This window comes from Methylovulum psychrotolerans, assembly GCF_002923755.1.
GTDB lineage: Bacteria > Pseudomonadota > Gammaproteobacteria > Methylococcales > Methylomonadaceae > Methylovulum > Methylovulum psychrotolerans.
This window is the reverse complement of record NZ_PGFZ01000067.1, coordinates 1-1,736: the sequence shown is the minus strand read 5'-3', so window position 1 is coordinate 1,736 and position 1,736 is coordinate 1. Positions and strand designations below refer to the sequence as shown.

Genomic DNA, 1,736 nt, shown 5'->3' with positions numbered 1-1,736 from the left:
TTTTCACCAGATTAATAAACAATCTGTCTATTAATCGATTTAAGAGACAGATTCACCCATGTTTTTTGCTATAAAAGTCAATAATTTTGCTTAGCGTACGTTTTCGTACCACTGGACTTCAATCCCCAATATCTATAATCGGGGGTGTGCGCTGATTCTTTCGCCCGCCGTATCCTTAAACGCCGGCTGCGGTCTTTACTGTCAAAAGCCTGATATAGAAGCAATTCACTTTTATTTTTTGTATCTTTGTGCTTAAACCGTTCAAACATGGGTAATTATCTCTCTATGTCGTTATCGTGTTCGTTATCTGGCTCTTGGTAATAATTATAGTGTTTTTGTGCTTCTTCAAGCCAATCAACTCGTTTGTATTCTTTTCTGTTGGCTTCCAATATGGCATCAAACTGCCCACCTAAACGCCGTGGCTGTGGGTTGTCGGCTGGCTCTGCCTTTACCTGCTGTTGCCAATAGTCCGCCTGTGGCTCGTCCATATCGTGTGCGCCCCCGCCCTTGATTTCGTCCTTGAGCAGTTCCCAGCCCTCGGCTATGCTCTCGTCCCAATCATGCACCCACTCTAGGGCGTGTTCCACCCAATGTTTAACCAGCCCCTTATGCTGAATCTCGCCCTGTGTGGCGATTTGGTCGGCATGGAAGACATTAACGGGGTCGGTGATTGAACTGCTGGTATTGGCGGGGGGATCGGCGGGGCGGAAACCGCCCCCGCTTCCCCCTTCGCCTTCCCGCTCGGCGGTGAGGTGGTCTTGCCAGTGGGTTACGGGTTTTGCTTGCGCCTCTGGCTCTGGCTTAAATTCTAAAATTTCGGCTCTGGCTGCTGCTATTTGCCTGTCTAAAGCCTCGCTTTCTTGGGCGAGTGCGCTTTTGTGCTGGTTGGCTTGTTCCCGCCCTCGGTTTTCGTCACCTATTCGGCTGGGTTCGCCCCGCCGTTCTATGGCGGTGGCTGCAACCCCTAAATGCTCGGTCGGCTCTTGGTCTATGCCTCTGTCCTTAAAACTGCGGTGGTCTACTCGGTCGTCAATCCCCGCCCGTTCAAGGGCGGTATTGATAAGCTCGGCGGTATATTCCCGAATATGCAAAATCTCAACCGCCCCCGTTTTCATGTTGACCAGTTCTCTGGTTTTCTCGCCTAACCCGTCCGCCCCCATTCGGCGGGTGGTCGTTAAAATATGGGCGTGGTAGTTCCTATCATCGCCCTGCCTTGATGGTTCGTGGATGGCTGCCGTCACTGCCACGCCGTAGCGGTCGGTGAGATGTTCGCCAAGCCCACGGGTTATTTCTTCCCGTTCTTCTTTGCTGACTTCGGAAGGCAGGGCAATCACCCATTCTCTGGCGGTTTGGCTGTTGATTCTTTTCTCGGCGGCTTCGGCGGCGTTCCATAATTTTTGGGGGTCGGTCGCCCAATCGGGGGCGGTGCTAGGGGCAAGGGTAAAACTTGCCTCTACGCCACTTCGGCGGGTGTAATCATGGTGGGTTTGGGTGCGTTCATCATACAGGTTTTCGCCTAGGCGATAGGCGCAAGCTGCCACGCTGGATTTGCTGCCCGCACCACTGCGCCCTATGACTTTCATGCTGCAATGATACCAGTTAGCCATTGTGGGGGATTGAAGTCCAGTGGTACGAAAACGTACGCTAAGCAAAATTATTGACTTTTATAGCAAAAAACATGGGTGAATCTGTCTCTTAAATCGATTAATAGACAGATTGTTTATTAATCTGGTGAA

The 1,736-nt window shown here is 51.2% G+C and carries 1 protein-coding gene; it reads right to left on the bottom strand.

Annotated features, from left to right (window positions below; all coding sequences use genetic code 11):
- Positions 1-275 precede the first annotated feature (275 nt).
- Positions 276-1,607 (bottom strand): MobQ family relaxase, encoded by a 1,332-nt coding sequence (gene mobQ / locus AADEFJLK_RS23560; RefSeq protein WP_103976028.1) that lies wholly within the window; start codon positions 1,605-1,607, stop codon positions 276-278.
- Positions 1,608-1,736: the final 129 nt, after the last annotated feature.